The following is a 23,181-nucleotide window of genomic DNA, read 5'->3' on the forward strand; positions in this document are numbered from 1 at the left end:
AGTCTCAACTTCCGGGCCACTCCGTCTCCGTCAGGCCCGTCCGCCGCCCCGCCGCCGCGTCTCTGCGCCGCCGGTGAAGGGGGTTCTACGGATACTCGAACAAACCCGCAAGAGCTTTTTTGAAGAAACATGACAGTTTTTTGGCAAAAAATGAAAAATGGTTGAAAAACAGATAATTAGATGGAAAACTCTTCTGCATCCAGGCCGAAACCCGGGCTTTGGACGGCGGCAGGCCGGTCAAAAAAGCGGCGCAGTTGAGTTATCCACAGACTCGCCCACAAACCTGCCCCAGCGGCACCCCGAAATTCACCCTGTCAGGCGGCGACTCGACGTCGTGCAGGCCGGAATCGCAGCGCCAGAAGTGCACCGATCGCCAGCAGATAGATCAGCGGCGCGATCTGCCAGCCTTTGACCAGCATCACGAAATGCAGCGCCCCCAGCACGGCCGCGGGATAGGTCAGCCGGTGTAACTGGCGCCATTTCAGCCCCAACCGGCGCACCGACCAGGTGTTCGAGGTCAGCGCCAGCGGCAGCATCAGCACGAACCCGGCCATGCCGATGGTGATATAGGGGCGTTTGACGATATCGGCCCAGATACGGCCCCAGTCCTGCACGTCCAGGAACAGCCACACAGCCAGGTGCAACAGGATATAGAAGAAGGCCAGAAGGCCCAGCGCCCGGCGGAACCGCAGCAGGCTGACGCCCGTGAACCGGCGCAGCGGTGTGACCGCCAGCACCGCCACCAACAGTTTCAGCCCGGTTTTGCCCAGCGCATGTTCCAGCCCGCGGATCGGTTCAACCCCCAGCCCGCCGGTCAGGCCCAACCACAGGAACCACGCAGCGGGCAGCATTCCGACGATATAAAGCGGCCAGGCCGGAAAACGGCGCAGCCGGGCATTCAGAAAATCGGCAAGGCGCATCAGAAGAATTTGCCCAGATCCATGCCGGCATAAAGCCCGGCAACCTCTTCGCCATAACCGTTGAACATCAGCGTGTCCTGACGCGCGTTGAACAGCCCGCCGCCGATCCGCCGTTCGCTGGCCTGGCTCCAGCGCGGATGGTTCACCTGCGGGTTCACGTTTGCATAGAACCCGTATTCGCGCTTGTTGGTCTGGTTCCAGGTGGCATAGGGCTCTTCTTCGGTCAGGGTAATGCGCACGATCGACTTGATCGACTTGAACCCGTATTTCCACGGCACCACCAACCGCAGCGGCGCGCCGCATTGATTGGGCAGCGGTTCGTCATAGACGCCGGTGGCCAGAATCGTCAGCGGGTGCATCGCCTCGTCCAGGCGCAGCCCTTCGCGGTAAGGCCAGTCCAGAAGGCGGGTGCGCTGGCCCGGCATTTCCTCTGGGCGCGTCAGGGTCTCGAACGCCACATATTTAGCCGATGGCTGAACGCCGACGCGGGCCAGCAGCGTGGCCAGTTCGAACCCGGCCCAGGGGATGACCATCGACCAGGCCTCGACACAGCGGAAGCGATAAATGCGCTCCTCGATCGTGACGCCCGACAGGATGTCGCCCAGATCATAGGCGCCGGGCCTGTCCACCAGCCCGTCGATCTGTACGCTCCAGGGATCGGTGGTCAACTGGCCGGCGTGGCGGGCCGGATCGTCCTTGCCGGTGCCGAATTCGTAGAAATTGTTGTAGTGGCTGATCTCGTCCAGCGTGTTGGCGGCCGCATCAGTGGAAAAGCGGCTTGGCGCCGCGTTCAGACCGGCCAGCGCCGGGCCGGCCAGCGCACCGGTCGCCAGCGCGCCCGCGATCAGTTGCCGGCGGCTCAGGAAGGCCGCTTTCGGCGTCACATCCGACCAGTTCAGGTTTGCCTTGAAACGCGGTGCCATTCTGTCCCTCCGTTATGGTCCCTGCCCGTGGGCCTAACCGACCGGCGGGCCGCCGCCAAAACAACTTACCTCACGAGTCCGTTGGGATCGGGTCAGAGCGCGGGTAAATCTCGTTCATCGGCCTGGACGAGCCATCGGGCTGCACGATCCGCACATGGCGCCGGCGCATCAGCCGCGGTTCTGCCACACCGACCGAATGGGCGATCATCTCGACCTCGTCGATCACCGAGCGGGCATAGCGCCCGACACGCTGATACTTTCGCTCGACCACCAGACCCTTTTGCAGGCGCGGATCATGGGTGGTGATCCCCGTGGGGCAGGTGTTCTTGTTGCATTTCAGCGCCTGGATACAGCCCAGCGCGAACATGAAACCGCGCGCAGAGGTCACGAAATCCGCCCCCGCCGCGATGGCCCAGGCCACATCGCCGGGGTTGACCAGCTTGCCGCTGGCGATCAGCCGGATGCGTTCGTGAAAGCCGTAAGTGTCGCGCAGGTCCGACACCATCAGCATTGCTTCGCGGATCGGCATCCCCACAAGGTCGATCAGCGGCATGGGCGAGGCGCCGGTCCCCCCCTCGCCGCCATCGATGGTGATGAAATCCGGCGCGCTGGCCGCGCCACGCTTGCGGATCAGGCGAAACAGGTCGTGAAACGGCTCGGGCGCGCCGACCACGGTCTTGAAACCGACCGGCTTGCCGGTGACCTCGCGGATGCGCCCGACAAGGTCCAGCAGATCCTCCCAGCTGTCGACATCGGTGTGGCGGTTCGGCGAATAGCTGTCCTTGCCGATGGGAATGCCGCGGATCTGCGCGATCTCGTCATTCACCTTGGCGCCCGGCAGGATGCCGCCCTTGCCGGGCTTGGCGCCCTGGGCCAGCTTCAGCTCGAACATCTTGACCTCGGGATGGGCCGCGATATCGCGCAGCCGCTCGTCCGAGATTTGGCCGAATTCGTCGCGCACCCCGTATTTGGCGGTGCCGATCTGATAGACGATGTCGCAACCACCGATCAGGTGATAGGGCGACAGCCCGCCTTCGCCGGTGTTCAGCCAGATCCCGGCCTGGCCCGCGCCCCGGCTCAACGCCTCGACCGCGGGTTTCGAAATCGCACCATAGCTCATGCCCGAGATGTTGAAAATCGAGGGGGCGTTATAAGGCACCCGCGCGTGCGGGCCGATCAGCATCGGCTCGGTCGAAGCGAACTGATTGTCCAGCGGCGGAAAAGCCGCGTTCACGAAAATCGGCGTGGTGGGGATGTTCAGGTTGCGGGTGGACCCGAAGGCCACCGTGTTGCCCGCCCCCTGCGAGGCACGATAGACCCAATCGCGCTGCGCCCGGTTGAACGGCATTTCCTCGCGGTCCATGGCAAAGAAATACTGCCGGAAAAATTCACCGAGTGAGGTGAACAAATGCCGGAACCGGCCAATTACCGGATAGTTGCGCCGGATCGCATCACCGGTCTGGGCGCGGTCGATGATGAACAGGACCAGCGCGATCAGCGCCATCACCCCGAGCACCAGAACAAATAACAGCGCCAGCCACTCCAATGCCCGTCCGGCCCAATCCATCGCGTCTCTCCCGCTGCTTCAATTTGACCCTGATCATGGCCCTGCGCCCGCTTGAGGCTACCTTGCGCATGGTGAGAGTATTGAGCAACCCTCTGTAACACCACAGAGACGCATGGGAGGAACAGATGAAAAAGACTTTTGCACTTGTCGCCGCGATCGCGCTGATCGCTGCACCAGCGCTGGCCGAGGATGCCGTGACCTATACCACGTCGGACAGTTTCGATGACGTTGTGTTCGCGCTGGAAAACGCGGTCACCGGCCAGGGGCTGGTGATCGACAGCGTCAGCCATACCGGCGACATGCTGGAACGCACCAAGGCCGATGTCGGCTCGGACGTGACGATCTTCACCAAGGCCGATATCTTCAGCTTCTGCTCGGCCGCGCTGTCGCGCAAGGTGATGGAGGCGGATTTCATGAATGTCCGCTTCTGCCCTTATGATGTCTTCGTCTATGTCCGTCCGGACATGCCGGACGAAACCGTTGTGGGCTACCGCACCTTCCCCGAAGGTCCGATGCAGGAGGTTCAGGCCCTGCTGGACACCATCGCGCGCGAAGCGGCCGGGCTCGATTAATAGGCGTTCCGCGTAAAACCGCCGGAAACCATCGCCAAAGACCTGCGCCGGGCTTCGCACCCGGCGCAAGATCCGCTACCGTGCCTTTATAAAAGTCAGAGCAGACCAAAAACATCCGGCCCAAAAGCCCCCGAAACGGGACGCAGCGGCCGCGAGGCAGGCCGAATGAAATCGAATGGGGCAGCGCAACCGCGCACCGATACCGCGTCCGTGCTGCGGCTCGGGCTTCCCGCCGATGCGGTGCAAACCAGCATGGCCGGGGTCGGATCGGCCTATCGCAACCTGTTCCAGATGTTCGCACTGATCCCCACCGACGAAGAGCCACAGGCCGGTCCCCCCGACGGCACCCCCGCGCAGGGCGCGATCCTGCAGCTTCTGGTCGAACGCGCGCGGCGGCTGCTGGCGCTTGCACCCGAAAAATCGGGTGAACTGACCGATATTCTGGACGAATTCATCTTCGGTCTCGAACGGATCGATCCTCAGCACGCACGGCGCGCGAAGGCCCATCTGACCCGGGCCGGGGTCCTGATCGCGCCGCATGGCGATGACTTCATCTTTGTCAACGCCGGCGATCAGACCGGCCCCTACCGCCTGAGCGCGGCACAGCGCGTCGATGTCGGTCCGCCGCGCAGGACCAAGGCGAAATCCAAACGCCCGTCGATCTGGGTGTCCCGGCGCCTCGGATAGCCAAAGGAAACGGGCGCGGAAAGCTCCGCGCCCGCCCGTCTTTACCAGTCCGGCGTCAATGTACGACCGCATTCCCCGGCGCGGCACGATGCGAGGTGCCGACCCGGTCGCCGATGATCAGCCCATCGGCCCCGGCGCTGACATGGATGGTATCACCATCCTTCACATCGCCCGCCAGGATCAGTTCGGCCAGACGATCCTGCAGGCTGCGCTGGATCACCCGCTTCAGCGGACGCGCACCGAATACCGGATCATAGCCTTCGTCGGCCAGCCAGGTCTTGGCACCTGCATCCAGATCCAGCGTGATCTTGCGCGCGACCAGACGTTTGGTCAGACGGCGCAGCTGGATTTCCACGATGCCGTCCATGTCGCTGCGCGACAGCCGGTCGAAGATGATCGTCTCGTCCAGACGGTTCAGGAATTCGGGGCGGAAATGGGCCCGCACTGCATCCATCACATCACGCTTGGCCTGCGCCGCATCGGCGCCGTCCGGCATCTGGCTCAGGGCCTGCGACCCGAGGTTCGAGGTCAGCACGATCAGCGTCTGCTTGAAATCGACCGTGCGGCCCTGACCGTCGGTCAGCACCCCGTCATCCAGAACCTGCAACAACACGTTGAACACGTCCGGGTGCGCCTTTTCGACCTCGTCGAACAGCACGACCTGATAGGGCCGGCGCCGCACCGCTTCGGTCAGCACACCACCTTCGTCATAGCCGACATAGCCCGGCGGTGCGCCGATCAGACGGCTGACGGCGTGTTTCTCCATGAATTCGCTCATGTCGATCCGCACCATCGCATTGTCGTCGTCGAACAGGTACTCGGCCACGGCCTTGGTCAGCTCGGTCTTGCCGACGCCGGTGGGGCCAAGGAACAGGAACGACCCAAGCGGCCGGTTCTCGTCGTTCAGCCCGGCGCGCGCCCGGCGCACCGCGTTGGCCACCGCCGTAACGGCCTGTTTCTGGCCGATCACACGCTTGCCAAGCTCCTCTTCCATCTTCAGCAGCTTCTCGCGCTCGCCCTCCAGCATCTTGGAGGTCGGGATGCCGGTCCAGCGTTCCACCACCTGGGCGATCTGCTCGGGGCGCACGGCCTCTTCGACCATCATGTCGTCCTCGGCGCTTTCGGCCTCGGCCAGCTTGCGTTCCAACTCGGGGATCACGCCATAGGACAGCTCGCCGGCCTTGGCCAGATTACCCTCGCGCTTGGCATGGTCCAATTCGGCACGGGCCTTGTCGAGCTTCTCTTTCAGATCGCGCGCGCCTTCCAGCTTGTCGCGTTCGGCCTGCCATTGCGCGGTCATCTCGCTCGAACGTTCCTGCAGGTTGGACAGCTCTTTCAACAGCGTTTCCAGCCGGTCTTTCGACGCCGCGTCATCCTCTTTCTTCAGCGCCTCCCCCTCGATCTGAAGCTGCAGGATCTGGCGATCCAGCGCGTCCAGCTCTTCGGGCTTGCTGTCCACTTCCATCCGCAGACGGCTGGCGGCCTCGTCCATCAGGTCGATGGCCTTGTCGGGCAGAAAACGGTCGGTGATATAGCGGTGCGACAGCGTCGCCGCCGCCACAAGGGCGCTGTCAGAAATCCGCACGCCGTGGTGCAGCTCATACTTTTCCTTGATGCCGCGCAGGATGCTGATCGTGTCTTCCACGGTCGGCTCGTCCACCATCACCGGCTGGAACCGGCGGGCAAGGGCCGCATCCTTTTCCACATGCTTGCGGTATTCATCCAGCGTGGTCGCCCCGACGCAGTGCAATTCGCCCCGCGCAAGCGCAGGCTTGATCAGGTTGGCCGCGTCCATCGCGCCGTCGGTCTTGCCCGCACCGACCAGCGTGTGCATCTCGTCGATGAACAGAATGATTTCACCGGCGGCGGCCTCGATTTCCTTGAGGATGGATTTCAGCCGCTCTTCGAACTCGCCCCGGTATTTCGCGCCGGCAATCAGCGCGCCCATGTCCAGCGCCATCAGGCGCTTGTTCTTCAGGCTTTCGGGCACGTCGCCATTGACGATGCGCAGGGCCAGCCCCTCGGCGATCGCGGTCTTGCCGACCCCAGGCTCGCCGATCAGAACCGGGTTGTTCTTGGTCCGGCGCGACAGCACCTGCATGGCGCGGCGGATTTCCTCGTCGCGGCCGATGATCGGGTCGATCTTGCCCTCTTCGGCGGCCTCAGTCAGGTCGCGCGCGTATTTCTTCAGCGCGTCATAGCCTTCCTCGGCGCTTGCCGTATCGGCGGTGCGGCCCTTGCGGATGTCGTTGATGGCACTGTTAAGGGCCATGGGCGTGACGCCCCCCCCGTCCAGCGCGTCCTTGGCCTTGGACTTCACCACGGCCAGCGCGGTCAGAATGCGTTCGACCGGCACGAAACTGTCACCGGCCTTGGTCGCCAGCTTTTCGGCCTCGTCCAGCACCTTGGCGGTGGACTGGTCCAGATAGACCTGCGCCGCGTCACCAGACACCTTGGGCAACTTCGCCATGGTCAGCGCCAGCGCCTCGTTCACCCGCTCGGGCGCGCCGCCCGACCGTTTGATGAGGTTGGAGGCCAGCCCCTGATCATCGTCCATCAATGCTTTCAAAAGGTGCTCGGGCAGCAGCCGCTGGTGGCTTTCCCGCATCGCAATGGTCTGGGCGGCCTGAATAAAGCCGCGCGACCGCTCCGTGAACTTTTCCAGGTTCATCGGTCATTCTCCTTTTCGCTAAGCCCCCGGCCCCTCGACCGCCCGCTTCGCGGCACGGCCCTGCCGGGTCTTCGTGATCCGAGGTGGCAATCGCGGCCGCCGTTTTCAAGCATTGCAAATTCGAAATCCCGCCGCTTGCCCCACAGCCCGCCCGCCGGTAAGAGATCGCAACCCCCAAAGGCAGGAGCCCCCATGACCCAAGCCGATGAGCGCCTGATCGTAGCCCTTGACGTGCCCAACGCCCATGCCGGGCTGGAACTGGCCTCGCGGATCGGCGACGCGGTTTCGTTCTACAAGATCGGGCTGGGGATGCTGACCGGCGGCGGACTGGCGCTGGCGCGCGAGTTGAAGGACGAGCACGGCAAGCGCATCTTTCTGGACATGAAGCTTTTTGACATCGGCGCCACGGTCGAGGCCGCGGTGCGCGGGCTGGCGCAGTTCGATCTGGATTTTCTGACCGTACACGGCGACCCGCATGTGGTGCGCGCGGCGGCAGAGGGCAAGGGCGGATCAGCCACCAAAATTCTGGCGGTGACGATCCTGACTTCGCTGGATCGGGCCGATCTGGACGCAAGCTGCATCAAGCCCGGCACGGTGCGCGACATCGTTCTGGAACGCGCCGCCACCGCGCTGGAGGCCGGGGCCGACGGGCTGATCGCCTCGCCGCACGAGGCCGGGCTGATCCGCGCCCTGCCCCAGGCCGCAGGCAAGCTGATCGTCACCCCCGGCGTACGCCCCGCCGGCGCCGAGCTGGGCGATCAGAAACGGGTGGCGACCCCGGCGCAGGCGATCCGCGACGGGGCCGATCATATCGTTGTGGGCCGCCCGGTCTGGCGCGCCGAAGACCCGCGCGCGGCCGCAGTGGCCATTCAGGCTGAACTTGCCTCGCCCCAGGCGGTGCGGCCCAATCGCGGCTGAACCTCAGTAGGCCACCGTGAAGACCTGACCGCTATGGGCCGGGCTTTCGACCTCGTCCATCAGGGCCACGGCGTAATCTTCAGCGCTGATTGCGCTGTTGCCCTTGGCATCCGACAGCAGAACCGTACCGCCCAGACGGAAGGTGCCGGTCTTTTCACCCGGCTGGATCATCGCGGCGGGCGCGAGAAAGGTCCAGTCCAGCCCGCTTTCGGCCAACATGTCGCGCACGCCGCGCATACCGGTGGCTTCCGGCACGATTTCGGGCGGCAGCACGTTCATCACCGGGCTGCCGTCGGGCAGGTTCAGCGTCCCCGCGCCGCCCACGACGACCACGCGCTTGCCCGCCTCGGTCGCCGCCGCGATCAGCGCCTTGCCCAATGCCGTGCCATCGGCCACCGCATCACCACTGAAACGCGGCGAGGTCGCCGATACGATCACGTCCGCCTCGGCCGCATAAGGGGCCAGCGTCGCGGCATCGGTGGCGTCCAGCTGGACCGGCGTGACACCGGGACCCGCCACAATCTTGTCGGGGCTGCGCGCACCGGCGATCACGTCATGGCCGCGCGACACCGCCTCTGTCAGAATGCGCGATCCGATCATCCCGCTGGCGCCGATCAGAAAAAGCTTCATTCTCGTGTCCTTCCACATTAAGTTACGATAAGTAACCAGATACGAATATAGAGAGACCGGCGGAATACGCATTCTTCGGTCATATAGTTACCCGAAAGGAACCCCATGCCCCCCGTGCGCCGAAGCGAAAACCTGGACTGTCCGATCCGCGATGTGCTGGACCGCATGGGCGACGCCTGGAGCCTGCTTGTCATGCTGGAATTGTCGCGCGGCCCCTGCCGGTTCAACGCGCTGCGCCGGGTGATCGGCAGTATTTCGCAGCGGATGCTGTCGGTCACGCTGCGCCATCTGGAACGTGACGGACTGGTACAGCGCGAGGTGCTGCCGCTGGCGCCGCCGCAGGTCGAATATACGCTGACCGATCTGGGGTTCAGCCTGATCGAACGGGTCGAAGTCATGCGCCGCTGGGCGGTGGAAAATCAGACCCGGGTGCGTGCGGCCCGCGCCGCGTATGATGCCCGCACAAATGCGGATGCGGCCTGATCGCTCATTCCTCGTTGATGTCGCGATCCCAGATTTTCACCTGCCCCTTACGTATGCCGAACACCGCCCGCATGGCGATCCACGCCCCCAGCGACACCAGTGCAAAGATCACCAGCAACAGCGGCAAACCCGGCACCCATCCCAGCGCCAGGATGATGCCGATCACCGCCGCCCCGGCGGCAAACCCCAGAAACACGAAACCGGGCGCGAAGACCTCCAGAATGCCCAGGGCCACCGCGCAGGCCAGCCAGACCCACCACAGCGCCCACATCAGCCGCGCCCCTTCAGCATTCCGAACGCGTCACCGAAGGCTTCCAGCGCACTGGCGGGCACAATGATCATCTGCTTGCCCGCGCCCTGCCCCACGGTGGTCAGCGCCTCGACCTGTTTCAGCGCCACCTGATACTGGGCCGCCTCGATCCCGTGTTCGGCGATCGCCGCGGCGACCACCTGTGTGGCATAGGCCTCGGCCTCGGCCGAAACGCGCCGCGCCTTGGCGGCCTGTTCGGCGGCGTAAAGTTCGGCATCGGCGTTCAGCTCGACCGCGCGCTTGCTGCCTTCGGCCTCGGTCACCTGGGCGCGGCGGGCGCGCTCGGCATTCAGCTGCTGCAGCATCGCGTCGCGGGTCGCCTGATCAAGGTTCACGTCCAGAATTTCGGCCCGGGTCACCTCGATCCCCCAATTGTCCACCGCATCCTCGACCGATTCCTTGATCGTCAAAATCAGTTGCGAGCGGTTCGACTGAACCTCGTCCAGATCCATCTTGCCGATCTCGGCGCGCACGATACCGGCCACGGTGGTGGAAATCGCCGCATCCACATCGCGAATGCGATAAACCGTCTTTTCCGGCTCGGTGATGCGATAAAATACGCTGGTATCGACCTGCACCAGCACGTTGTCCTTGGTGATCGCATCCTGACTGGCGGTCGGCAACTGGCGTTCCAGAATGGAAATCCGGTGCGCCACCCGGTCAAAAAACGGCACGATGAAATTGATGCCGGGGCCCAGAACCGCGCGCAGCCGGCCAAACCGCTCGACCACATGCTTTTCCGACTGGGGCACGATCCGAACCCCCAGAATAATGCAGATGACGATGAAAGCCGCCAGCAGCAACAGCACCAGATTGCCACCCAAAACCTCGCCCAGAACCGCGTTCGAATTCATGCCTGAAATCCTTTTGTCAGATGGCGGAACTATGCCCCCAACCCGGCCCGAATTCCACCCCAGACTGATCACGTGATGCGTGGAGTTCGTGGGCGGGATCGCTTATAAAGGCCGCCTCATCCCTTGGCCCGAGGCCCCGATGCCCGCCCTTTGCCGCGATTGCCTGACTGCATTCGACAGCGGCCCGCGCTGCCCGCGCTGCCGCTCGCCCCGCGTCGTCGCCCACCCGGAACTCTTTGGCCTGTCGATCGCGCATATGGATTGCGACGCGTTCTATGCCAGCGTGGAAAAACGCGACAATCCCGATCTGCGCGACAAGCCGGTGATTATCGGCGGCGGGCGGCGCGGGGTGGTGTCCACCGCCTGTTATATCGCGCGAATCCGGGGCGTTCGGTCGGCCATGCCGATGTTTCAGGCCCTGAAACTGTGCCCCGAGGCGGTGGTAATCGCGCCGCGCGGCGCCGCCTATGTCGAGGCGTCGAAACAGATCCGCGCGATGATGGAGGAAATGACCCCGGCGATCGAACCGCTGTCGCTGGACGAGGCGTTTCTGGATCTGACCGGCACCGAAAAGCTGCACGGCGTCCCGCCCGCCGCGATGCTGGCCCGGCTGATCAAGCGGATGCAGGACGAGTTGGGCCTGTCCGGCTCGATCGGGCTGAGCCATAACAAGTTTCTGGCGAAGCTCGCCTCGGACCTAGACAAGCCGCGCGGCTTTTCGGTGATCGGACGGGCCGAGACGCTGGGCTTCCTCGAACAAAAGCCGGTGCGGATGATCTGGGGCGTGGGCGCTGCGGGACAGGCCGCGCTGGAACGTGCCGGCATCCGCAGCTTCGCCGATCTGCGCCGCTGGGACCGGGCGGATCTGCATGCGCGGTTCGGCACGATGGGCGACCGGCTGTGGCATCTGGCGCGGGGCGAGGACCGGCGCCCGGTTTCGGCCAATGCGCCAATGAAAAGCATTTCGAACGAAACCACCTTTTACGAGGATACCGCCGACCCCGACATTCTGGACGGTCATCTGTGGCGCATGGCCGAAAAGGTGGCCGACCGCGCCAAGGCCAAGGGCCGCGCCGGGCGTGTCGTGGTACTGAAGCTGAAGCGCGCCAATCACACGCTGATCACCCGGCGCATTTCCCTGCGCGACGCCACCCAGATGGCCGACCGGCTGTACCGCACCGCGCGCGAGCTGTTCGATCAGGTCGACGATCCGGGCCCCTATCGCCTGTTGGGGGTGGGTCTGTCCGATCTGGTTCGGGCCGATGCGGCCGATCTGTCGGGCGATCTGCTGGACCCCGATGCAGGAAAACGCGCCGGGGCCGAACGTGCCACGGACGAGATCAGGCGCAAATTCGGAAAGGACGCGATCCGCAAGGGGCGCGCGCTGCGCTAGCCGGTTATTCGGCGGCCATGGGCATCTCGCCCCGACCGATATCCGCGATCTCCGCGATGATCTGGTCCAGCATGGCGCGGAACGACTGGAAATTGCCGTTCGGGCAAATCATCTGCTCGTCCATGTAAAGCGCGCGGTCGATTTCGACCTGAATCGCGTGCTGCCCCTTCGAGGGGCGACCGTAATGCTGGGTGATGTAGGCGCCCGCGAAAGGCGCGTTGCGCGCCACTTTCAGCCCGGCACCGGCAAAGGCCGCCTCGATCCGGTCCATGATATCACCGCGCGCGGAGACGCCGAACCGGTCGCCCAGCACCACCTCGGGGCGCGCATGGCCCGAGCGGGTCATGCTGTCGATCGCCTCATGCGGCATCGAATGACAGTCGACCAGGATCGCCTCATCGAACAGATCCAGACTTTCGTTCAGCAGGCTTTGCAGCCGGGCGTGATAGGGCTCCCAATAGTTGGCCAGCCGGTCCTGCGCTTCGTCCAGCCGAATCTTGCCGGGCCGAATCACCCGCCCGTTCGACACCACGCGCGGAATCACCCCCAGCCCCGAGCTGATACGCGGGTTGTGGCTGGTTCGGCGCACGCCTTCGATCAGCGCGGGGTCCAACTCGTCGGCGGCCCGGTTGAGATCGACAAAGGCGCGCGGCGCTGTGGCCGCCAGCAACGGCGCCCCCATGCCGGGCGCGCCGGAAAACAGAAGATCGACAAAGGCATCCTCGGAAGATCGTACCGCGCGCTCGTCCAGGGCCGAATTGCGCAGGAAAGACCCCGGATAGTCCCGTCCGCTATGCGGCGAGGAAAACACGACACTTGTCGTGCGCTGCTCTGGCAAAAGCAGGCGGAAGGGGGCCTTCGTCATGCGCGCTCCTTTGACAGGAGATGTTATAGCGGTATTTATTCTCCTGCCAAAAGCCCTTGAACCATTTTCCGACTCCTTTTATAGACCTGCGAACCGACGCGGGCCCGCCGCGTTCCTTTTGTTTGGGGCAGACGGGTTCGGACGGTCATGGGCGGTTAGCTCAGCGGTAGAGCACTACGTTGACATCGTAGTGGCCACTGGTTCGATCCCAGTACCGCCCACCATGAATTCTCTGCCACTCTGGCAGCAATGTAACCCAGGCGCCTGCCGCGCCGCGAATGAGGAGAAGACCCATGAAGGTCAGGAACTCGCTCCGCTCGCTGAAGCAGCGTCACCGCGACTGCCGCATCGTGCGCCGCAAAGGCCGTGTCTATGTGATCAACAAGACACAGCCCCGTTTCAAAGCCCGCCAGGGCTGAGCGACAAAAAGATCAGACGAAAAATGGCCGCTCCCGACACCGGGGCGGCCTTTTCTCATGTGCGGTTCCGTCATGCGGATAGCCCCGGTCCACCCCAAGCATGGGCGGCAATCCCAGCGCGCAGGATGACCCATCGCAAGGATGGGCCATCCATAACCGTTACCGGCGCGATTACTTCTTCAGAAGATCGCGGATCTCGGCCAGAAGCTCCTCTTGCGAGGGACCCTTGGGGGCCTCGGCGACGGGTGCCGCTTCTTCCTTCTTCATGGCCGCGTCCTTCACCTTGTTGACATAGCGCACCAGCATGAACACCACGAACGCGATGATCAGGAAGTTGATGATTGCCGTGATGAACGAGCCATAGGCAAAGACCGCCGCGCCCGCATCCCGTGCTTCGGTCAGCGAGGTATAAGTCCCCTCGCCCTTCAGCACCCAGAACATGTTGGTGAAATCGATACCGCCGATGATCAGCCCGATGATCGGATTGATCAGATCGGCCACCAGCGAACTGACGATTGCCGTGAAGGCCGCGCCGATGATGATACCGACCGCCATGTCCATGACATTGCCCTTGGCAATGAAATCCTTGAACTCTTTGAGCATAACTGCCCCCGTTTTATGTTGCGTCTGAGATGCGTCCGCGTTCTTTTGCGCGGTCGCGCACAGGCAATCTATCATGTAAAGGCATGGAAAATGCGGTCTTTTTAGCGAATTATTTCCCCGCACGACTCCTCCATGAAGACAGGAATCCCGATGACCGCGCTCAGCGACTTTCCGATTACCCGCCACTGGCCCCCGCGCAACCCGCACGCGATTCAGCTTTATTCCTTCCCGACGCCCAACGGCGTGAAGGTCTCGATCGCGCTGGAGGAGCTGGGCCTGCCCTATGACGCGCACAAGGTGTCGATCCTGCAGGACGATCAGTTCACCCAGGCGTTTATCTCGCTCAACCCGAACTCTAAAATTCCCGCGATCATTGATCCGGACGGGCCGGGTGGCGAACCGCTGCCGCTGTTCGAAAGCGGGGCGATCCTGATCTATCTGGCCGAAAAAACCGGCCAACTGATGCCCACCGATCCCGCCGGGCGCTATCAGGTTCTGCAATGGCTGATGTTCCAGATGGGGGGCGTCGGGCCAATGTTCGGGCAGATGGGCTTTTTCGTCAAAGGCGGGGGCAAGGACGTGGCCGACTCCACCGCGCGCACCCGTTATGTGAAAGAGGCCGCGCGCCTTCTGGCGGTGCTCGACACCGCGCTGGACGGGCAGGACTGGATCTGCGGCAGCTATTCCATTGCCGATATCGCGATCTGCCCCTGGCTGCGCACAGTGATCGGATTTTACGAGGCCGGGCCGCTGATCGGTTGGGACGATCTGAAGAACGTGCCGGCCTATCTGGACCGATTCCTGGCCCGCCCCGCCGTGCAGCGCGGCCTAGTGCAGCCGCCGCGCGACTAACCGGGCAACGCGCCGGTCAGAACATAGCGCAGAATATCCACCACCTGCCGCGGCTCTTCGGCCACCGCCAGCGCCGCGGCATCGACCTCTTTCAACGCGTGCTGATGATCCGGCCCGTGCAGCACGATCAGCGATTTGCCCAGCGCGGCGGCATAGCCCGCATCGAACGCCGCGTTCCATTGCTTGTATTGATCGCCAAAGCGCACAACCACCACATCCGCCCCCGCGATGCCCTTGCGGGTGCGGATCGCATTCAGCCTGGCGCCCTTGTGATCGTGCCAGACCTTGTCGGGCTCCGCCCCCAGAATGGCCACGCCGCAATCGTCGCTGGCGGCGTGATCGGTCACCGGGCTGTGGAAACTTACATCCAGCCCCTTCGCACCGTCGATGATCTGGTCGCGCCAGTCGGTATGGATTTCCCCTGACAGATACACGTTCAGCGTCATCTTTGGCCCCCTTTGGGTCTGGAACTACGTTTCGCTCTCTTGGTCCCACGCCGCGCGCAGGGTCGCAACAACCTGATCGTCGTCAACCTGTTCAAACCGTCGGTAATGTGCGCCGACCGCATAAAACGGGCGCGGAGTGTCCAGGCAGATGACCCGATCGACCAGTTCTTCGATCTCGGCCAGCGTGTTGGCGGGCGCCACCGGAACCGCCAGCCAGATCGCCGCCGGGCCGCGCTTGCGCAATGCCGTCAATGCCGCCTTGACCGTGGCCCCGGTGGCGACGCCGTCATCGACAACAATCGCCGTGCGCCCCGCCACCGGCTGCGCCGGTCGGTCGCCTAGATAGCGGCGGTGGCGCGCTTCGATCTCCGTCAGCTTTTGCTGTATGGTATCGGCAAAGTCATCCTCGGTCAGGCGCAGATTCCGCAGCAGGCTGTGGTTGAACACAACCTCATAGCCCGCGCCATCGACCACCGCACCGGCGGCCAGTTCGGACTGGCCCGGCACACCGATCTTGCGCACCAAAAGCAGATCAAGCGGCGCGCCCAGCCGCTGCGCCACCGGCAGCGCCACCGGAACGCCGCCGCGCGGCAGGGCCAGCACGACCGGGTCTTTCGGCGCCGCCGCCGCGACCGCATCGGCAAGAAGCCCGGCGGCCTGCTCTCTGTCTTGAAACATGGCGCATCCTGTTGCTGACCCGAAAAAAAGCGGGCGGCACAACTATGCCGCCCGCAGCAGGATTCGCAAAGCGGACGCTTAGCCGCGCAGGGTGCCGCCGGTGGCCTTGCCGACCTTTTCGACGATCTTCGCGGCCACGGCCTCGATATCCTTTTCGGTCAGCGTGGCGCTGGTGGGCTGCATCCGCACGGTGATCGCCAGCGATTTCTTGCCCTCGCCCAGCGCGCCGCCGATGAATTCATCGAATACGCGCACCTCTTCGATCAGCGTCTTGTCGGCGCCGGCAGCGGCATTGACCAGGGTCAGCGCCTCGATCCCCGCATCGACCACGAAGGCAAAGTCGCGCTCGACCGCCTGCAGATCGCTGGCCACCAGCGCGGGCCTTGTGGTGGCCTTGCTGCGCGGAAAGGGCGGCTCTTCGACAAACACGCTGAAGCCCACGGCGGGGCCCTTGACGTCCATCGCGGCCAGAACCCTGGGGTGCAATTCGCCGAACACGGCCAGCACCTTTTTCGGCCCAAGACAGATCTTGCCCGACCGGCCCGGATGCCACCAATCCTGCACCCCGCGCAGAATCTGCGCCTTTGCAGGCGCGCCGATGGCCGACAGAACCGCCTCGGCATCGGCCTTGGCGTCATAGACATCGACCGCACGGCGCGCGCCATGCACATCCTTCGGGCCGGTGTGACCGATCAGAAGGCCGGTCGCCAGCAGATGCTGTTCCTCGGGCTCGGCGCCATGAAAGGCCGGGCCCACCTCAAAGAGGGCCAGATCGGCGAAACCGCGTGCCTGATTGCGCGCCGCGGCCTGCAGCAGACCGGGCAGCAGCGCCGGGCGCATATGGCTCATCTCCGACGAAATCGGATTTTCCAGCATCGTCGCGTCATCACCGCCATCGAACAACGCCGCGCTGGCCTGATCGATGAAGGAATAGGTCACGCATTCATTATAGCCCAGCGCCGCGATGGTGCGTCGCGCGATCTGTTCGCGCTTTTGCATCGGGGTCAGGATCGCGCGCGGCACGCCGACCTGGGCACGGGCCATCGGGCGACCGACCAGCTTGGTCAGCGACGCGATGCGCGCCACCTCCTCGACCAGATCGGCGGCACCCTGAACGTCGGGCCGCCAGCTGGGCGGGGTCGCCATGTCGCCGTCCAGCGCGAAGCCCAGCGCCGTCAGCGTCGCACGCTGTTCGGCGGCGGGGATGTCCATGCCGACCAGCGATTGCACCCGGTCGGTATCCAGCTTGTAGGCGCGCGCGGTGTCGGGGATCGCACCGGCCACGACCAGATCGGACGCTTCGCCGCCACACAGATCAAGGATCATGCGCGTGGCCTGCTCGATGCCCATCGGCGTCCAGTCCGGGTCGATCCCGCGTTCGAACCGATAGCGCGCGTCCGAGTTGATCTTCAGCGCGCGGCCGGTGATCGCTGTGCGGATCGGGTCGAAATAGGCGGCCTCCAGGAACACGTTCACCGTGTCTTCGGTACAGCCGGTCGCGGCCCCGCCCATCACACCGCCCAGGGATTCCACACCGCTGTCGTCGGAAATGACGGTCATCCCCGGTTCCAGCGTGTATTCCTTGTCATCCAGCGCCGCGAAGCTTTCGCCGCCCTGTGCCGCATGTACCCGCAGCCCGCCCTGCACCTTGTCGGCGTCGAACACATGCAGCGGGCGGTTCATGTCATAGGTGAAGAAGTTGGTCACATCGACCAGTGCGGAAATCGGGCGCAACCCGATGGCGCGCAGCATGTCCTGCAACCACGCGGGGCTGGGGCCGTTTTTCACGCCCCGGATCACGCGGCCATAGAAGACCGGGCAGGCCCCGGCCTGCACATCCGCGTCAATCGCCACCGGAATCGGGCACGGGAATGTGCCGGGCACCGGAACCGCGTCGGGGGATTTCAGCGTACCAAGACCCCGCGCCGCCAGATCGCGCGCGATACCGTGTACGCCCAGCGCATCGGGGCGGTTGGGGGTGATCGCGATCTCGATCACCGGGTCTACCTTGGCGGGGTCGTTTTGCGCCAGCCAGTCGGCAAAGCTTTGACCGACCTCGCCCGAGGGCAGCTCGATAATGCCGTCATGTTCGTCGCTAAGTTCCAGCTCGCGCTCGGACGCCATCATGCCGTGGCTTTCGACGCCGCGGATATTGCCCACCGACAGGGTCACGTCGATGCCGGGCACGTAATCGCCGGGCTTGGCCAGCACCACGGTGATGCCCGCCCGCGCGTTGGGCGCGCCGCAGACGATCTGACGCTCGCCCTCGTCGGTTTCCACCACGCAGACGCGCAGCCGGTCGGCATCGGGGTGTTGTTCGGCCGATTTCACCTTGGCGAGGGTGAACTTCGCCAGCTTCGCGCCGGGGTTTTCCACGCCTTCGACCTCCAGCCCGAGGTCGGTCAGGGCATAGAGGATGTCATCAAGGCTTGCCTCGGTCTCGAGGTGCTGTTTCAGCCAGGAGAGGGTGAATTTCATGCCAGTGGCACTCCGCTTTCTTGCAACTTCGCTCGAATGAAACTTTTCGCAACTTCACCCAAAAATTGGAGGGTCACCCCGCCGACTGCCGTCGCTTTCTGTTTCGTTTGCGCCCAGATATCCTCGTTTCGAACCGCTTCCAGAAAATCGCATCCTTTTGCGGTTACCCGTACATAGCTTTCAGCACCGGGAACCGGCCCAAGGAAACCATCATCGATCATCCAGCGGATATGTTCTGCACGCACATGGTTTATCTGGCCGCGATCAGTTTCTATCCCCTTTTCGAGAAGACCACTCACCGCCAACCGTTCCTTAAAATGATTGAGCGGACTATTTTCGTATTCAATGAGAATATCTCTCACCAACTGGGGATCTCGCTTCACCTACTCAACCCCCCATGCAGCGTCGGCATGTCCAGCGCGCTGAACCCGTAATGCCGCAGCCAGCGCAGGTCTGAATCGAAGAACGCCCGCAGATCGGGAATGCCGTATTTCAGCATCGCGATCCGGTCGATGCCCAGGCCAAAGGCAAAGCCCTGCCATGCGTCGGGGTCCACGCCCGCCGCGGCCAGCACCTTGGGGTGCACCATGCCGGAGCCAAGGATTTCCATCCAGTCGTCGCCCTCGCCCAGTTTCAGGCTGCCACCTTCCCACGAACAGCGGATATCGACCTCGGCCGAGGGTTCGGTGAACGGGAAATGCGAGGCGCGGAAGCGCAGCTCGACCTCGTCCACCTCGAAAAACGCGCGGCAGAATTCCTCCAGCACCCATTTCAGGTTGGCCATGGAAATGTCGCGGTCGATGGCCAATCCCTCGACCTGATGGAACATCGGCGTGTGGGTCTGGTCGTAATCGGCGCGGTATACCCGGCCCGGCGCGATCACCCGAATGGGCGCGCCGTGCTTTTGCAGCGCGCGGATCTGTACCGGGCTGGTATGGGTGCGCAGCACATGCGGCGGGCGGGTATCGCCCGCCGCCCGGTTCAGATAGAACGTGTCCATCTCGGTCCGCGTCGGATGCTCGGGCGGGATGTTCAGCGCGTCGAAATTGTGCCAGTCGGATTCGATCTGCGGCCCCTCGGCCACGGCGAAGCCCATATCGGCGAAGATCGCGGAAACCTCTTCGGTGACCTGGCTGATGGGGTGGATGGTGCCGGCGCGGCGGCCCCGGCCCGGCAGGGTGACATCCAGCCATTCACTGCGCAGGCGGGCGTCCAGCGCGGCATCGCCCAGCGCGGATTTCTTGGCGGCCAGCGCGCTGTTGATCTCGTCCTTCAGGGCGTTCAGCGCGGGGCCGGCGATCTGGCGCTCCTCGGGGCTCATGCGGCCCAGTTCGCGCATTTTCAGGCTGACCTCGCCTTTTTTGCCGACGGCCTGAACCCGCAGATCCTCCAGGCTGGCCTCGTCAGCGGCGCCTGCGATGGCATCCAGATATTTCTGTCTCAGATCGTCCATGCGGACCCCCCTGAATTTGTCCGGGTTCCTGCTATCACAGGCCCCCCTGAATGCAAGCCGCTCATCCGCCCTGACGGGCGTCTTCGCCGCCCCGCGCGAGATGCGCCGCTGAAACGAAAAAGCCGCGAGACCCGTCTCCGGGCTCGCGGCTTTCAAACTGACCCTCTGGAAGAGGTTTACGCGAGCGCGGCCTTCGCCTTATCGACGATGGCCCCGAATGCGTCGGGTTCGTTCACGGCCAGATCGGCCAGCACCTTGCGGTCAACCTCGACACCGGCCAGCGACAGACCGTTGATGAAACGCGAATAGGTCAGCGCCTCGTCATGGTTGCGCACGGCGGCGTTGATCCGCTGAATCCACAGGGCGCGGAAGTTGCGCTTGCGGTTCTTGCGGTCGCGCGTGGCGTACTGGTTAGCCTTGTCGACGGCCTGGGTGGCGGTCTTGAAGGCCGTGCTGCGGCGGCCATAGTAACCTTTGGCGGCCTTGATGACCTTCTTGTGACGGGCGTGGGTGGTGGTTCCGCCTTTGACTCGGGACATGGATCAGACCTCCTTAGCGTGCGTACGGCATCATCGACTTGACGATTTTCTCGTCAGGGGCCGACAGCGTGGTGGTGCCGCGCGCATTGCGCAGGAACTTGTTGGTGCGTTTGATCATGCCATGGCGCTTGCCGGCCTGGGCGGCCACAACGCGGCCCTTGGCCGTCACCTTGAACCGCTTCTTGCAGCTCGATTTTGTCTTCATCTTAGGCATTTCCGTCTCCTTGACTGAGCGGTGGAAGCGCGACTCGGCATGCCATACCGGCCGGTCGCGCCGGTTGGAGCGCGTCCTATAAGCGCCGCGCGCCTTGCTGGCAAGGGATTAATGCAGCCAGCCGCCAATGACCCGGGTGAAAACATCGGGCACATCCTGAAAGCTATAGCCGCCGGGATTGTTGGTGACCGCCAGAACGATCAGGATCAGCGCCGCGATGATCATGACGGACGCCGCCCGTGGCGGGCTGCCTTCGGAATAGGCGCTCAGCAGTGCGGGCAGGGCGAGCCCCCCGAGGATGACCCCGATAACGAGAAACAGATCAGGGTCCATGCCCCCTCCGGACAATTGCGATGCGCCATTATTCGGGATCGGTGCGGAAAATCAATCTTTCTTCGCAGGGCGCGACGCGCAGGATGTTGGTGGAACCGGGCACATTGAACGGCAGCCCGGCAATCACCACGATCTGGTCCTCTTCGGTGGCGAAGCCGCCCTGCCGGGCCGCGCGCGCGGCGCTGACCACCGCCATCTTGAAGCGCTCGACCTCGCCCGAGAAGAAACAGTTGATGCCCCAGGTCAGGCACATCCGCCGCGCGATCGAGGCGAACGGCGTCAGGGCGATGATCGGCACCCGCGGCCGTTCGCGTGCGGTCAGGGCCGCGGTGGTGCCGGAATGGGTGAAACAGCAGATCGCCTTGATGTCGGCGGTTTCCGCGATTTCGCGCGCGGCGGCGACGATGCCGCCCGCCACCCCACGGCGCGAGGCGCCCCGGCTGGCCTCGATCACATCGCGGTAGGTCGGGTCGCTCTCGATCTCTTCGGCGACGTTGTTCATCGTCGTCACCGCCTCGACCGGATAGTCCCCGGCCGCGGATTCCGCCGACAACATCACCGCATCGGCGCCTTCATAGATCGCGGTGGCCACATCGGACACCTCGGCGCGGGTGGGCACCGGGCTTTCGATCATGCTTTCCAACATCTGGGTGGCCACGATCACCGGCTTAGCCGCCGCGCGGCAGCCGCGCACCAGGCGTTTCTGGATCGGCGGCACGTTCTGCACCGGCAGTTCGACCCCCAGATCGCCGCGCGCCACCATGATACCGTCGGACACGTCAAGAATTTCGGCGAAGGCGGTCACCGCCGCGGGCTTTTCGATCTTCGACAGGATCGCGGCGCGGCCCTTGACCAGCGCGCGGGCCTCCTGCACGTCTTCGGGGCGCTGCACGAAGGACAGCGCGATCCAGTCCACGCCCAGTTCGCAGACGAATTCCAGATCGCGGTGATCTTTTTCGGACAGCGCCGCCAGCGGCAAAACCACATCGGGCACGTTCACGCCCTTGCGGTTGGAAATCACGCCGCCGGTCACCACGACGCAATCGGCGAAATCGTCGCCGCAGCTTTCGACCTTCAGGCGAATCTTGCCGTCATTGACCAGCAGGGCCGAGCCCGGCGTCAACGCCTGAAAGATTTCCCTGTGCGGCAGACAGACGCGGTTGGCGTCCCCCTCGGCCCCGTCGAGGTCGAACCGGAATTTCTGGCCCTCGATCAGTTCCTCGCTGTCACCGGCGAAAACGCCGCAGCGCAGTTTCGGCCCCTGCAAATCGGCCAGAATGGCGATCGGGCGTTCCACATCCTCCTCGATCTGGCGGATGATGGCATGACGCTCGCGGATTTCATCATGCGAGCCATGGCTCATGTTCAGGCGAAACACATCCGCCCCCGCCTCGAACAGGGCGCGGATCATCTTGTAATCGTTGGAAGCAGGGCCCAACGTGGCCACGATTTTCACATTACGAAGGCGTCTCATGCGGTCGCATCTCTTCTTGGGGCGGCGGGGGACAGTTGTGCGGGGTGTGCAGGTTACACCATTGATAGGCGCTTCGCCTGCACGTGACAACTGGCGCTTTGCCCGCGCGTGGAATAGACCCATCTGTGATCCGAAAAGATGACAGGCACATGACCTACCACCCCTATCACATCATCGGGGAAGACCGCCCCGCCCGCTGGCTGCTGACCTGCGATCACGCAGCCAACACGATCCCGCCCCAGGTGGCGGGCGGCAGCCTAGGCGTTCACCCCGAAGACATGGCGCGCCACATCGCGTTCGATCCCGGCGCGGCGGGGGTGACAGAACGGCTGGCCGAACTGCTGAACTGCCCGGCGATCCTGTCGAACTTTTCGCGGCTGGTGATCGACCCCAACCGGGGCGAGGATGACCCGACCCTGCTGATGAAACTGTATGACGGCACCATCATCCCCGGCAACGCCCGCGCCGATGAGGCCGAGCTGGAGCGCCGCAAGGCGCTGTGCTACCGCCCCTATCACGACGCGCTGGCCCGGCTGGCGGCCCGGCGTGACGATGTGGTGATCCTGTCGATCCACAGCTACACCGCACAGTTGGCCGGCCGGCCACTGCGGCCCTGGCATATCGGCGTGCTGCACGCCGCCGATCAGCGTCTGGCCCGCCCCCTGATCTGGCGTTTGCGTCAGGAGCCCGATCTGTGCATCGGCGAGAACGAACCCTATGGTGGCCACCTGCCCGGCGACGCGATCGACCGGCACGCCGAAACCAAAGGCCGCCCCAGCGCGCTGATCGAGCTGCGCAACGACCTGATCGACACCGAGGCCCGGCAGAATGCCTGGGCCGAACGTCTGGCCCCGATCCTGCAAGAGGTGCTGGCGCAAACCGGCCTGTAACGGACGCAA

Annotated in this window: 26 protein-coding genes and 1 tRNA gene; 9 read left to right on the plus strand and 18 right to left on the minus strand. The window is 64.1% G+C overall.

Annotated features, from left to right (window positions below; translation table 11 throughout):
* Positions 1–314: 314 nt before the first annotated feature.
* From msrQ to ACSR1C_RS11710, 3 genes are all read right to left on the minus strand, one after another.
* Positions 315–920 carry a protein-methionine-sulfoxide reductase heme-binding subunit MsrQ gene (msrQ, locus tag ACSR1C_RS11700; protein ID WP_460259561.1) on the minus strand — a complete coding sequence of 202 codons (606 nt, stop codon included), beginning with the start codon at positions 918–920 and terminating at the stop codon, positions 315–317.
* Entirely contained in the window at positions 920–1,843 is a 924-nt protein-coding gene (gene msrP, locus ACSR1C_RS11705; protein ID WP_460259562.1) for a protein-methionine-sulfoxide reductase catalytic subunit MsrP, read from the minus strand. Before msrP ends, msrQ begins: the two co-directional genes overlap by 1 nt.
* A gap of 70 nt (positions 1,844–1,913) precedes the next feature.
* Positions 1,914–3,410, minus strand: coding sequence for an FMN-binding glutamate synthase family protein (locus ACSR1C_RS11710; protein ID WP_460259563.1), 1,497 nt, complete (start codon positions 3,408–3,410; stop codon positions 1,914–1,916).
* A 125-nt stretch (positions 3,411–3,535) separates the two neighbouring features.
* On the opposite strand from ACSR1C_RS11710, the gene ACSR1C_RS11715 reads away from it, so the two are divergent.
* Both ACSR1C_RS11715 and ACSR1C_RS11720 read left to right on the plus strand, forming a co-directional pair.
* Positions 3,536–3,982, plus strand: coding sequence for a DUF302 domain-containing protein (locus ACSR1C_RS11715; protein ID WP_460259564.1), 447 nt, complete (start codon positions 3,536–3,538; stop codon positions 3,980–3,982).
* A gap of 165 nt (positions 3,983–4,147) precedes the next feature.
* Positions 4,148–4,669 carry an O-methyltransferase gene (locus ACSR1C_RS11720; protein WP_460259565.1) on the plus strand — a complete coding sequence of 174 codons (522 nt, stop codon included), beginning with the start codon at positions 4,148–4,150 and terminating at the stop codon, positions 4,667–4,669.
* A 55-nt stretch (positions 4,670–4,724) separates the two neighbouring features.
* On the opposite strand, the gene clpB is transcribed toward ACSR1C_RS11720, so the two are convergent.
* The gene (gene clpB / locus ACSR1C_RS11725; RefSeq protein ID WP_460259566.1) at positions 4,725–7,340 is read right to left on the minus strand and encodes an ATP-dependent chaperone ClpB; all 2,616 of its coding nucleotides are present in this window, start codon (positions 7,338–7,340) and stop codon (positions 4,725–4,727) included.
* 192 nt (positions 7,341–7,532) lie between these two features.
* Here clpB and pyrF point away from each other — a divergent pair, with 192 nt between their 5' ends.
* Complete coding sequence (gene pyrF, locus ACSR1C_RS11730; protein ID WP_460259567.1) at positions 7,533–8,258, plus strand: orotidine-5'-phosphate decarboxylase; 726 nt, start codon at positions 7,533–7,535, stop codon at positions 8,256–8,258.
* 3 nt (positions 8,259–8,261) lie between these two features.
* Here the strand turns inward: pyrF and ACSR1C_RS11735 are convergent, their stop codons facing one another.
* The gene (locus ACSR1C_RS11735) at positions 8,262–8,888 is read right to left on the minus strand and encodes an NAD(P)-dependent oxidoreductase (protein WP_460259568.1); all 627 of its coding nucleotides are present in this window, start codon (positions 8,886–8,888) and stop codon (positions 8,262–8,264) included.
* Positions 8,889–8,993: 105 nt separating this feature from the next.
* On the opposite strand from ACSR1C_RS11735, the gene ACSR1C_RS11740 reads away from it, so the two are divergent.
* Positions 8,994–9,371 carry a winged helix-turn-helix transcriptional regulator gene (locus ACSR1C_RS11740; RefSeq protein WP_460259569.1) on the plus strand — a complete coding sequence of 126 codons (378 nt, stop codon included), beginning with the start codon at positions 8,994–8,996 and terminating at the stop codon, positions 9,369–9,371.
* A gap of 4 nt (positions 9,372–9,375) precedes the next feature.
* Here the strand turns inward: ACSR1C_RS11740 and ACSR1C_RS11745 are convergent, their stop codons facing one another.
* Together ACSR1C_RS11745 and ACSR1C_RS11750 are read right to left on the minus strand one after the other, a co-directional pair.
* On the minus strand, positions 9,376–9,645 hold the full coding sequence (locus tag ACSR1C_RS11745; protein ID WP_460259738.1) for an NfeD family protein: 270 nt from the start codon (positions 9,643–9,645) through the stop codon (positions 9,376–9,378).
* The gene (locus tag ACSR1C_RS11750) at positions 9,642–10,535 is read right to left on the minus strand and encodes an SPFH domain-containing protein (RefSeq protein WP_460259570.1); all 894 of its coding nucleotides are present in this window, start codon (positions 10,533–10,535) and stop codon (positions 9,642–9,644) included. The genes ACSR1C_RS11745 and ACSR1C_RS11750 overlap by 4 nt, the downstream gene beginning before the upstream one ends.
* Positions 10,536–10,674: 139 nt before the next feature.
* Here ACSR1C_RS11750 and ACSR1C_RS11755 point away from each other — a divergent pair, with 139 nt between their 5' ends.
* On the plus strand, positions 10,675–11,928 hold the full coding sequence (locus ACSR1C_RS11755) for a DNA polymerase IV (protein WP_460259571.1): 1,254 nt from the start codon (positions 10,675–10,677) through the stop codon (positions 11,926–11,928).
* Positions 11,929–11,932: 4 nt separating this feature from the next.
* On the opposite strand, the gene ACSR1C_RS11760 is transcribed toward ACSR1C_RS11755, so the two are convergent.
* The gene (locus ACSR1C_RS11760; RefSeq protein ID WP_460259572.1) at positions 11,933–12,793 is read right to left on the minus strand and encodes an N-formylglutamate amidohydrolase; all 861 of its coding nucleotides are present in this window, start codon (positions 12,791–12,793) and stop codon (positions 11,933–11,935) included.
* Positions 12,794–12,942: 149 nt separating this feature from the next.
* On the opposite strand from ACSR1C_RS11760, the gene ACSR1C_RS11765 reads away from it, so the two are divergent.
* Both ACSR1C_RS11765 and ykgO read left to right on the plus strand, forming a co-directional pair.
* Positions 12,943–13,017 (plus strand) — tRNA-Val (locus tag ACSR1C_RS11765).
* Between the two features lie 69 nt (positions 13,018–13,086).
* Positions 13,087–13,212: a type B 50S ribosomal protein L36 gene (gene ykgO, locus ACSR1C_RS11770; protein WP_037210500.1), complete on the plus strand. Its 126-nt coding sequence runs from the start codon at positions 13,087–13,089 to the stop codon at positions 13,210–13,212.
* A gap of 171 nt (positions 13,213–13,383) precedes the next feature.
* On the opposite strand, the gene mscL is transcribed toward ykgO, so the two are convergent.
* Positions 13,384–13,815 (minus strand): large conductance mechanosensitive channel protein MscL, encoded by a 432-nt coding sequence (gene mscL, locus ACSR1C_RS11775; RefSeq protein WP_460259573.1) that lies wholly within the window; start codon positions 13,813–13,815, stop codon positions 13,384–13,386.
* A gap of 150 nt (positions 13,816–13,965) precedes the next feature.
* Here mscL and ACSR1C_RS11780 point away from each other — a divergent pair, with 150 nt between their 5' ends.
* Positions 13,966–14,667 carry a glutathione S-transferase N-terminal domain-containing protein gene (locus ACSR1C_RS11780; protein ID WP_460259739.1) on the plus strand — a complete coding sequence of 234 codons (702 nt, stop codon included), beginning with the start codon at positions 13,966–13,968 and terminating at the stop codon, positions 14,665–14,667.
* Here ACSR1C_RS11780 and ACSR1C_RS11785 read toward each other — a convergent pair.
* From ACSR1C_RS11785 to pyk, 9 genes are all read right to left on the minus strand, one after another.
* Entirely contained in the window at positions 14,664–15,113 is a 450-nt protein-coding gene (locus tag ACSR1C_RS11785; protein WP_460259574.1) for a YtoQ family protein, read from the minus strand. The genes ACSR1C_RS11780 and ACSR1C_RS11785 overlap by 4 nt on opposite strands.
* A gap of 24 nt (positions 15,114–15,137) precedes the next feature.
* A complete protein-coding gene (locus ACSR1C_RS11790; protein WP_460259575.1) occupies positions 15,138–15,791 on the minus strand; it encodes a phosphoribosyltransferase in 654 nt (217 codons plus the stop codon).
* 78 nt (positions 15,792–15,869) lie between these two features.
* Entirely contained in the window at positions 15,870–18,269 is a 2,400-nt protein-coding gene (gene pheT / locus ACSR1C_RS11795; RefSeq protein WP_460259576.1) for a phenylalanine--tRNA ligase subunit beta, read from the minus strand.
* Entirely contained in the window at positions 18,266–18,652 is a 387-nt protein-coding gene (locus ACSR1C_RS11800; protein WP_460259577.1) for a DUF2513 domain-containing protein, read from the minus strand. The genes pheT and ACSR1C_RS11800 overlap by 4 nt, the downstream gene beginning before the upstream one ends.
* Entirely contained in the window at positions 18,649–19,722 is a 1,074-nt protein-coding gene (gene pheS / locus ACSR1C_RS11805; protein ID WP_460259578.1) for a phenylalanine--tRNA ligase subunit alpha, read from the minus strand. Before pheS ends, ACSR1C_RS11800 begins: the two co-directional genes overlap by 4 nt.
* Before the next feature lie 176 nt (positions 19,723–19,898).
* Positions 19,899–20,261 carry a 50S ribosomal protein L20 gene (gene rplT / locus ACSR1C_RS11810; RefSeq protein WP_460259579.1) on the minus strand — a complete coding sequence of 121 codons (363 nt, stop codon included), beginning with the start codon at positions 20,259–20,261 and terminating at the stop codon, positions 19,899–19,901.
* Positions 20,262–20,274: 13 nt separating this feature from the next.
* Positions 20,275–20,475 carry a 50S ribosomal protein L35 gene (gene rpmI / locus ACSR1C_RS11815; protein ID WP_037207844.1) on the minus strand — a complete coding sequence of 67 codons (201 nt, stop codon included), beginning with the start codon at positions 20,473–20,475 and terminating at the stop codon, positions 20,275–20,277.
* 108 nt (positions 20,476–20,583) lie between these two features.
* Positions 20,584–20,808: a hypothetical protein gene (locus ACSR1C_RS11820; RefSeq protein ID WP_460259580.1), complete on the minus strand. Its 225-nt coding sequence runs from the start codon at positions 20,806–20,808 to the stop codon at positions 20,584–20,586.
* A gap of 28 nt (positions 20,809–20,836) precedes the next feature.
* The gene (gene pyk / locus ACSR1C_RS11825) at positions 20,837–22,282 is read right to left on the minus strand and encodes a pyruvate kinase (RefSeq protein WP_460259581.1); all 1,446 of its coding nucleotides are present in this window, start codon (positions 22,280–22,282) and stop codon (positions 20,837–20,839) included.
* 149 nt (positions 22,283–22,431) lie between these two features.
* On the opposite strand from pyk, the gene ACSR1C_RS11830 reads away from it, so the two are divergent.
* Positions 22,432–23,172 carry an N-formylglutamate amidohydrolase gene (locus tag ACSR1C_RS11830; protein WP_460259582.1) on the plus strand — a complete coding sequence of 247 codons (741 nt, stop codon included), beginning with the start codon at positions 22,432–22,434 and terminating at the stop codon, positions 23,170–23,172.
* Positions 23,173–23,181 lie beyond the last annotated feature (9 nt).

It is taken from the genome of Actibacterium sp. D185-2, assembly GCF_054954595.1.